Origin of the sequence: Lutispora thermophila DSM 19022 (assembly GCF_900142105.1) — a bacterium.
Lineage (GTDB): Bacteria > Bacillota > Clostridia > Lutisporales > Lutisporaceae > Lutispora > Lutispora thermophila.
In genome coordinates this window covers 1-9630 of record NZ_FQZS01000043.1, presented here as the reverse complement: position 1 = coordinate 9630, position 9630 = coordinate 1, and the positions used below count along the sequence as shown (strand labels likewise).

4 protein-coding genes and 5 pseudogenes are annotated in these 9630 nt (G+C 34.2%); 6 read left to right on the top strand and 3 right to left on the bottom strand.

Going from position 1 to position 9630, the window contains the following annotated elements; translation table 11 throughout:
• Positions 1-223: 223 nt before the first annotated feature.
• A complete protein-coding gene (locus BUB48_RS16930) occupies positions 224-1792 on the bottom strand; it encodes an IS1182 family transposase (RefSeq protein ID WP_073028029.1) in 1569 nt (522 codons plus the stop codon).
• A gap of 284 nt (positions 1793-2076) precedes the next feature.
• Here BUB48_RS16930 and BUB48_RS19270 point away from each other — a divergent pair.
• Positions 2077-2563 (top strand): annotated as a pseudogene (locus tag BUB48_RS19270) (tRNA (cytidine(34)-2'-O)-methyltransferase).
• Between the two features lie 204 nt (positions 2564-2767).
• On the opposite strand, the pseudogene BUB48_RS17670 reads toward BUB48_RS19270, so the two are convergent.
• Both BUB48_RS17670 and BUB48_RS17665 read right to left on the bottom strand, forming a co-directional pair.
• Positions 2768-3775, bottom strand: a pseudogene (locus BUB48_RS17670) (IS630 family transposase).
• 226 nt (positions 3776-4001) lie between these two features.
• A pseudogene (locus BUB48_RS17665) lies at positions 4002-5045 on the bottom strand (IS630 family transposase).
• 222 nt (positions 5046-5267) lie between these two features.
• On the opposite strand from BUB48_RS17665, the gene BUB48_RS16895 reads away from it, so the two are divergent.
• From BUB48_RS16895 to BUB48_RS16865, 5 genes and pseudogenes are all read left to right on the top strand, one after another.
• Positions 5268-5450 carry a DegV family protein gene (locus BUB48_RS16895; RefSeq protein ID WP_073028022.1) on the top strand — a complete coding sequence of 61 codons (183 nt, stop codon included), beginning with the start codon at positions 5268-5270 and terminating at the stop codon, positions 5448-5450.
• Between the two features lie 86 nt (positions 5451-5536).
• Positions 5537-6376, top strand: a complete 840-nt coding sequence (locus tag BUB48_RS16890; RefSeq protein ID WP_073028019.1) for a DegV family protein — start codon at positions 5537-5539, stop codon at positions 6374-6376.
• A 449-nt stretch (positions 6377-6825) separates the two neighbouring features.
• Positions 6826-7038, top strand: coding sequence for a hypothetical protein (locus BUB48_RS18725; RefSeq protein ID WP_073028013.1), 213 nt, complete (start codon positions 6826-6828; stop codon positions 7036-7038).
• 72 nt (positions 7039-7110) lie between these two features.
• Positions 7111-7797 (top strand): annotated as a pseudogene (locus BUB48_RS18720) (transposase); the annotation flags it as partial.
• A 406-nt stretch (positions 7798-8203) separates the two neighbouring features.
• Positions 8204-9375: pseudogene (locus BUB48_RS16865) on the top strand (IS3 family transposase).
• Positions 9376-9630 lie beyond the last annotated feature (255 nt).

Sequence of the window (9630 nt, the reverse complement as noted above, 5' to 3'; positions counted from 1 at the left end):
TATTTCCTGCTTGAATTCTGCAGTATATTTTTTCCTCGGTTTAGTCATGATAGACACCCCTTTTCTTAGTTTTTATTATACCAACTTAATTGTGTGTCTATCAAATTGGGTATAGGTCAGATACTTTATGCATAAATAAGCTGGAAGATATGTCCAGATATTTTACATAGTCAAATCTAGTGTGAATCACCAAAAGTGAGAGAGAACCAATTTTTATTGTAAATCAACATAAAGTAGTGTTTCTAAATAGGTCCCCAATGACTATTTGTGTATTTTTTAAACATAAACTCAATTTATTAATGGAAATTCTAAAATTACCAGTAGTGGAGGATAGTAATATTTTCGCTATCCTCTTTAAATTTACTGCCAATGCAGTGAGTTTTGCTTGGATTTCCATGCTTTTTAGACCATACCCTCTGGCACGGCCCATTCCATGAAACCTTTTCATTTCTCCATTTTTCCACTCGTGACTTGCTCGAGTTTTATATTTTTCTAGAAATTCTTCTGTTTTAGTGAATTTGCTGTATTCATAAAATGCCTCAGTATTTACTGTAATCTCAAGTATCTTTCTTACTCTTCCTTTGTTTAAGCATTCTTCCTTTTTGGGACAATTACTGCAGTCTTCTTTCTTAAAGTAATAATAATTGCTTTCTCTATCCTTTTTCTTACTCTTCTTCTTTTTATATGTATAACAACCCATTTCGCAAATCCATTGGTCTGAATCTTTGTTGTAACTGAATCTGCTGTCATCTAGTCTATATACTGATTCGCTTACCGGTATATATGCTTCTACTTTTTCTTCTTTTAAAAAGTCTAATATCGGTTTTCTAAAGTATGCCTTGTCTCCGTATGCTTCCTTTATTTCAACCCCACAGTCTTTTGTTCTCTCATATAATTCTTTGAAGTTTGTTCCATCTACATAGGCTCCGTTTTGTACATTTACCGCAGTTATTATTCTTTCTTCGTGTATCATGGCAAATTCAACTTTATACCCGAAGAAACTATCTGTTTTAGATTTGTATCCTACCCTGGCATCTTTATCAACTAATGACCTGATACCCTTTTGCTCTATAAAATTTGGAGAGTTTGTTATTTGCTTTGCCTCATCAATTATTTTTGCTGTTTTCGGAGCAGTAGATAAATCGATATTTTCTTCTATTTCTTCAATGGTTTTCTCTAGATATTTCTTCATGGTTTTCTTTGCTTCATTATGATCTTCTATTTCTTTGTAATTAGGTATGTCTTTATCTATTTGTTCTGGTATCATACCATTTTCATCTTCGAGATTTTTAAATATCTTTTTTGCCAGGTGCTTCATGATTCTCTCAGGTACCTTTTTTACAGTATTGGCTTCTGTATGTGTTGCATCTATGCTTATACCCGTTCCTTTTATGATTCCTTTATCTATACATTGGCGTACTACTTCTTTAATTATATCATCTATGGTAGTTTCCTTTAGCCTTAGAACCCTAAACTTAGCTAAAAGGCTTGGATGAGGCAGCTCATCTTCAGGATTAATCCCAAGAAACCACATATATGCAAGATTTAAAGAAGCTTCTTCAATTACTTGTACATCTGATAGATTATACAGGTACTGAAGTACTAAAAGCCTAATCATAAGTTCAGGTTCTTTAGCGGGCCTTCCATAGTATTTGCAGTAAGATTTCTCTAACAGTTTATTGATAAAACTGAAATCAACAACATTATTTATCATTTTTAGTATATGATTTTCTGGAATTCTGTTGTATAATATTGAGTACAAACTTAATTGCTTAGGCTCGTTCTTAAGCATCATAAAACCCCCTTGTGATAATGGTTTTTGCTCAAATTCATTATATCATAAATGGGGGTTTTATGTTATTTATTGTAGAATATTTTGTAATTTTTACATTTTTTATTTAATGTTTTTCAGTGGTTTCGGACGGTTCTGTGAGAGCTTTGGGGTGGAATTCCTCTTGGCTACTCGACTGAGAGGTCGGTAGGTGAAATAATCACCTACCTCCTACTTGATTATTAAATTTTTCCAATTGAAGCCTTTCTTATTGTGTAAATCCAAATGATTTTGTATTATAATATATGCTTAAAGAGGAGATTTTGAAATTGTCAATAAATGTTGTGCTTGTGGAACCAGAAATACCGCAAAATACAGGTAACATAGCAAGAACTTGCGCTGCAACGGGTTGCAAGCTCCACTTGGTAAAACCCCTAGGCTTCTCCGTAGAAGACAAATATCTTAAACGAGCAGGTTTGGATTACTGGAACCTGGTTGGAATAACCTACTATGACAATTTATATGAATTTTTTAAATTCACAAATATGGAAGATTATTCTGTTCAACAACTAAAGGAAAACATAGACATTCTGATATGAAGTATGAGGATAATTGCTATATACTCTTTAGCAAGGAACAGCCGGACTACCTAGAAGTTTGCTGGCAGCCAATCCTGATAGGTGTACAAGAATATCTATGATTGATGAGGTTAGGTCATTGAATCTGGCAAATTTTGTTGACATAGTAGTTTACAAAGCATTGAGGCAGATAGGTTGTCCAAATTTACGATAGTTTTAATTGTGCAGAATGTAAAAGAAGTATATAGCTCTTTGATAAAAAACTAAAAACCAAATTTTTATATTGGAGAGCTTTCCTCTATAATGATGTATGCAAGGAGAAACTTTGCTTGCTGTTCCAAGGCATCTGTCAAAGAGAAACAGCCTTAGTATTAAAAAAAGTTACTATATATAATCCAATAAAAATCTAATAAATATTTTACAGTCGAACGCATAGCCTATTTATGGTAATGTCCTGATTCTTGTTAATTAAACCAATGAATCCACAAACAGCGATCCTTATTTCATCTACACTTGGAAAAAACACATTATTTATAACTTCCCCTTTCAGCCATTTCCAGAGTCCTTCAATGAAATTTAGCTCAGGACTATATGGCAGCAGAAGTTTCAACTGAAGTCTATCTTTATTTTCCAGAAGGAATGATTCGAGCAACTTTGCATGATGAATTCGAGCATTATCAAGCACTACCACAATTTTACCAGTAGGATAAAGAGTAAGTACATTTTGGAGAAACTTTAAGAACACTTTAACATCGTACTTTTCTTCTTCTATACAGTAAACTTTGCCTGTTTCATAATTAAGAATCCCAACAAGTTTAACCCCTTTATATTGACCATATGTAGGGATAATCTTCTGTTGACTTTTAAGGAACCATGTTTTTTCAATGGCTTTATAATCTTTAATCATGGATTCATCTTTAAAGAGAATATGGCCAATTTTTCCGTCAAGAAGGTTTTTTAAAAGCTCAAACCCTTGTTTAAACATTTCTTGTTTCTGAGGGTCAGCTTTGTCTAAAGTATATGTTGGACGCGTAAAATTCAAATTAAGCCTGTGTAAAACATATACCATACCGCTATGGCTGTATTTGATTCCGAAGTTGTTTTTAACCTATTCTTTTATGAGTATAGCATCCCAGTTCTTCCTTGATGGAAAACCGACTGCATCAGGTGTTTTTGTAGTAATAATCTTAACAAGCTGCTGCTCCTGTTCTTTGGTAAGCATACGAGGAGCACTTGGTTTGGGATCTGGGACTAAACCTTGAAGACCGCCTTCTTTATACTTGCGGATGTAAACACCTACTGTATGAGTACATAGCCCGAAAATTTTAGCTATCTCTACATTCTGAAGTCCGTGTAAGTGGTTTAGGATAACAAGGTATCTTATATGCATACGTTTATTCCTATTTTCTTTTATTGCTACTTTTATTCCTGTATCCTGACATCGTTGTTATCTATATTTAAAAACTGTTTTCACCTATTCATTGTGCATACCACCTATTATGAGTTTTATAGTTAACATAATACTATATAATACGCTCATTTTTTAGTGGTAATACTTGGACTGTAGCTTATTTATTGAATTATATATAAACAATTTTTTCTATGGGAGAAATTATTAAATGACCATAACTATATATAACGTGAAAATGATTTTACATTCTTACGCATAATCTATCAATAATAATTTCCGGCACCCTGTTAATTGAAGATATAAAACCTTGTACAGCGTCACGGATTGCCTCTACAACAGGAAAGAATACGTTACAAATTACTTCTTCCTTAAGCCATTCCCATAGACCCTCTATAAGATTTAACTTAGGACTGTAAGGTGGCAGTAACACTAACTGTAAACGGCTATTTTCCTTTAAAAATGGCTCAAGCAGTTTAGTATGATGAATTCGGGCATTATCAAGAATCATTACAATTTCACCTGTAGGATAGAGATTAAGCACCTTTTGAAGAAACCTCATAAATACCTCTGTATCATATGTTTTTTCTTCTGCGCAGTAAACGTGTCCCGTTTCATAGTTTAATACCCCTAATAGCTTGACACCTTTGTGTTTGCCATATGTAGGGATGATACGTTGTTTACCTTTCTCAAACCATGTTTTGGTTATTGCTTGATAATCACGTATCATCGATTCGTCCTCAAACAAAATGTGGTCAATTTTTCCGTTAACAAGTTTTTTTTAAAAGCTCAAATTGTTGCTTTAACTCCTCTTGTTTTTGGGGGTCAGCTTTGCTAGGGTATAAGTTGGCCTGGTGTAACTAAGATTAAGTCTGCGTAGAACATCAAGCATGCCACGAGCTGAGTATTCAACACCGAAATTACTCTTTATCCACTGACATGCAATAACAGAATCCCAATTCTTTCTGTTCGGAATAACTACTTCATCAGGAGTTTTGGTAGTAATAACTTCAATTAGCTTCTTCTCCTGCTCGGCGATAAGAAATCTAGGTGCTCCAGTGCTTTTACCCATTACCAATCCTTCTATGCCCTTTGCCTTATATGTATTAACATAGGCACCAACGGTATGCTGGCAGAGATCAACAATATTAGCTATATCTTTATTCGTATGCCCAAGAAGATGTAAAAACACAACATGATAACGTTGGTACATTCTCTTGTTTTTAGTGTTCTTTATTAGTTCTTTGACTTTTTGGATTTGAGGGAAGTTATAATTTACTTCATTCATGAGGATACCACCATTCTATATATGTTTATAGTTAACATAATACCATTCATGATATGATAAATGCTCTGGTAATGCTTGTTAATGTAATTACTTTATCACGTTATATATATTTTGACAGATACTATGTGCTATGTGCTATGTGCCTCAGGAGTATGTTAAATGATAGTTAAGAACGCAGTTTTTATAATAGGAAATTTAAAATATCTTTATTAAGGCGGTCAAATGTCTCTTTCTGCATCAGTCATAGGCTCCATTTTAAACATAAAGTCTATTGTAACAACTGTAGACGGCAAGCTGGAAATGCTGGAGAAAACCTGTGAAGTGAAGAAAGCCATATCAGCAATTATGGATATGATAGAGGAAAAAGGCTGGGCATTAAATGCTAAGTATAAGCCTAAAAAATAATAAGGAGGAGTAGGTTCTCTATTTGGAACTCACGCAGAACCAGATTGTGTGGCGCTACATTTTGAATAGTAAGGAGAGAAAATGCTATGAAAAATATAAAAATAATTACCGATAGTACATCAGATATACCAAAGGGTATTGCTGAGAAATATGATATAGAAGTTTTGCCTCTTACCATATTTTTTGATAAAGATGAGTTAAGGGATTGGATAGATATCGCTCCGAAAGCTTTTTATGAGAGAATGAAAAAATCAGAAAAGCTGCCTACAACTTCTCAGGTAAACCCTAATAGCTTCAAAGAAAAGTATGAGAAATTCTTGCAAAGCCATGATCACATAATATCCCTGCATTTATCATCGGATGCCAGCGGTACATATAGTTCAGCTGTCATTGCTAGGGATATGGTAGATAAGGGCAGGATAACTGTAATAGATACAAGAAACTTTACTTATGGTTTTGGTCAGATGGTTGTAGAAGCAGCAAAAATGGCTCAGGAAGGCAAGACGGTAGTTGAAATTGTAGATAGAATAAACTATATGATAAGCAATGTTAAGACACTTTTTGTAGTGGATTCCTTAGAGTACTTGAAGAAAGGCGGCAGATTATCATCTACCAAGGTTACCATAGGGACTTTGTTAAATTTAAAACCAATTCTTACTTTAGAAAATGGAAAGATAGTTGCTATAGATAAAGCTAGGGGAATGAAGAAAGCATTGAGAAGAATTGTAGAATTAATGCAGGAGCAAGGAGTTGACTTAATGGATCAGATTATAAAAGTAGGCTATGCGGACAATATTGAACACCTGAAAGAGTTTGAAACAGTCATTGAAGAAGTTTATGGAAAAGTAGAGAAGGAAGAGTTTGAGATAGGATGTGTTACAGGAGTATATTGTGGTCCGGGAACAGTGATTATACATTATATTTAAAATATTGGTCAATTAAAAAGTTAAATTCCAGTTTGTAAAAGTTATTTACTAATTATCTAGATTTTGTACAAACAAAATGAAACAATTTGGATTAAATTACCTTGGTAAATCATCCAATAAATACAAAGAGGGTAATAACTGTTACCTGTCAAATTAGTAAATCAACCAAAACAAAACTAATGAAAGGTAGTATTACCCTATGGATAGAGTAACTTTTACTAAAAGTGATTTCAAGCAGGAGAGTGCTTCCACTTGGCTGACTTCAATATTACAATTTGCTTTTGATATTGATTTTTTCAAGCCATTTCAAGGCTTTAAGCTAAAGACGAAGGAAGTTCATTATTCTGTTTACCAGAAATTAACGACTATACTTTCTTCAATCATTATGGGGTTGTGAATCTACCAAGGATATAAATGAAGTATTAAGGTATGAAATATTAGCGGCTAATATGCTCGGTATGGAACATTTTCCTGGTCAGTCACAGATAAATATTATGTTAAAGCGTATGGATAAAGAAAGCGTAGAACAACTGCAAAATATCCATCATGAATTATTTATGAATTACAGCAGTTCTGTCTATTCGACAGATAATATTGTTATTGATATTGACCAATCAGGGTTAGTTGCTAATGCAAAGTCTTACGAGTTTGATCAAAAATAATACTTCTCTGACAAACGAGGAAAAGTTGGCTATCAGGTATCTGCAGCTTTTGTCGGGAAACATTCTGAAGTAGTAGATTTCTACTTTGATCCTGGCAATGTACATTTTCAAGACCGTATGGACGATTTGATATCCTCTATAGCTATAAAGTTCAAAGAACAAATAAAAACTAAAAAGGTAATAGTTCATGGCGATAGTGGCTACGGTTCCATGGAAAACATTGAAAAGCTTATGTCTATAGAAGGCCTAAAGTTCATTATTAAAGGCTATTTTTCAAAGAAAGCTGCAAACATTGCTAAAGGTGTATCCTTTGATTTATATGAGCAAGCTGGCGATGGTGTATGGATATATGAATTACCAAAGCCCGATAGTGAACTCAGAACTATTCTTGTACAGATACTGGGCACTAAAGGTGAGCTTTCATATGCATTACTTCATACAAACATCAAGGAATCTGAACTATCTGCAGTAGAAGCTTTTCATTTCTACAACGGCCGTCAAACTATAGAAGCCTTTTTTAAGACTGCCAAGAACACCTATGGAATCAAGAATCTTAGAACTAGAAGCTACTATGGAATATATAGCTTTATATGCTTAGTATTTATGGCTTATAATCTAACATCCTGGTTCAAGGTTAATAAGCTTAAAAATTCTGAGCTATATAATGTAGGTATAAAAACCTTGGTGGAAAAATGCTCTAAAATTAAAGGGTTCGTAAAAAGGACATCAGATGGCATGATGGCATTAGTGTTATTATAGAGCCACTATCAAAGTTAGCAAAATTGCTGCTTGAAGCACTACCAGAGCCAAATAATGTCCAATTGAGCTTCCTTAATTAACCATTAAGTCGTAGCTTGTTTGTACAGAACTTAGATATGTAATCTATCATTAATAGCAACAAAAATGATAGGGGGTCACATATATGCTGGAGTCTGATAGGAACTATTCTATCAAAGAAATTGAAGATTTAAAAGACTTTACTACTGTTGTTTATGTCCTACATATGATGATGCAAAATCTAATCTCTCAGTAAATATCTTTTGTTTTTAAGTGTTATTGTTGCATTTAAACTTTCTTACGATAAGTAATATCTCTGACCTATACCCAATTTGATAGACACACAATTAAGTTGGTATAATAAAAACTAAGAAAAGGGGTGTCTATAATGACTAAACCGAGGAAAAAATATACTGCAGAATTCAAGCAGGAAATAATAAAGCTAATAACCGAACAAGGAAAAACTGTAACAGAAGTAGCTCGATCAATTGATGTACACGAAGGTGTTATTAGCCGCTTGGTGAAGGAGTATAAAGCTGACAACCAAAATGCCTTTTCTGGTAAAGGTAATCTAAAACCAGAAGACAAAGAACTCCGAGATTTAAAGAAGAAGATTTATGATCTCGAAGAGGAGAATGCCATATTAAAAAAAGCTGTAGCCATCTTCACAAGACCTACGAAATAAAGTATCAGTTTATCTATGATCACCGCTTAGAATTTCGTGTGGAGAAGATGTGCATTGTCTTGGGTGTTACCCACAGCGGTTACTACGCATGGCTTAATAAGCCATAAAGCCAGCGTTTAAAAAACAATAAGGTATTATTGGAACATATAAAGAGAATCCATAAAAAGTCCGGCGAGACTTATGGGATATTTCGCATTACCGCGCAGTTACACAAAGAAAATATTCCATGTGGTAAAAACCGTGTAGCCAAGGTTATGAGAGAAAACAATATATATGCCATATCACGCCGCAAATATAAGGCAACAACAAATTCCAAGCATAATTATTCTGTTGCTCTAAACCTCTTAAATCAAGACTTTTCCGCGGATACCCCTAACAAAGTATGGATAGGCGATATAACCTACATTCCTACTGAGGAGGGCTGGTTGTACCTGGCTGGTGTTTTAGATCTTTTTAGTCGTAAGATAGTTGGTTGGTCAATAGGCAAAACCATGACAACTCAGCTGACTAAAGCTGCCCTAAAGCAAGCTATTGGAAGACGAAGACCTTCTGAAGGTCTGATATTCCATTCAGATCGAGGGGTTCAGTATGCATCCTATGAATATCAGCAGTATATGAGAGAAAACAAGATAGTGCAAAGCATGAGCCGTAAAGGAAATTGCTATGATAACGTCTGTGCAGAATCATTTTTTTCAACTTTAAAGAAGGACTTAATCCACGGAAAAAAGTTTAGAACCAGAGAAGAAGCTAAAAAGGCTATTATTGAATATATTGAAATCTTCTACAATAGCTATCGTCTCCATTCATCATTGGGGTATAAATCGCCAAATGAGTATGAAAATGAATATCTTAAAAATGTTGGTGACACAGCCTAAGCTTTATGCCGCGAAAGCCTATTGATAATGAGACATGGCATGTTAGGCTTATCAGCCGGACATCAAACTTCTTACAGAGCCCTTCTTCTTGTTCAGCAAGGTTGATGGCTGCTGATGTCGGACAACATGCCATGCAGAGGCTCATTGTCAATAGGATCGTGGAATAAATATGACTTATTTTACTGTATTTTGGAGCTATAGTGAGAATTTAAGAGAAAACAAGCTTAACTATGTGTCTATTTTACTGGGGAAAGA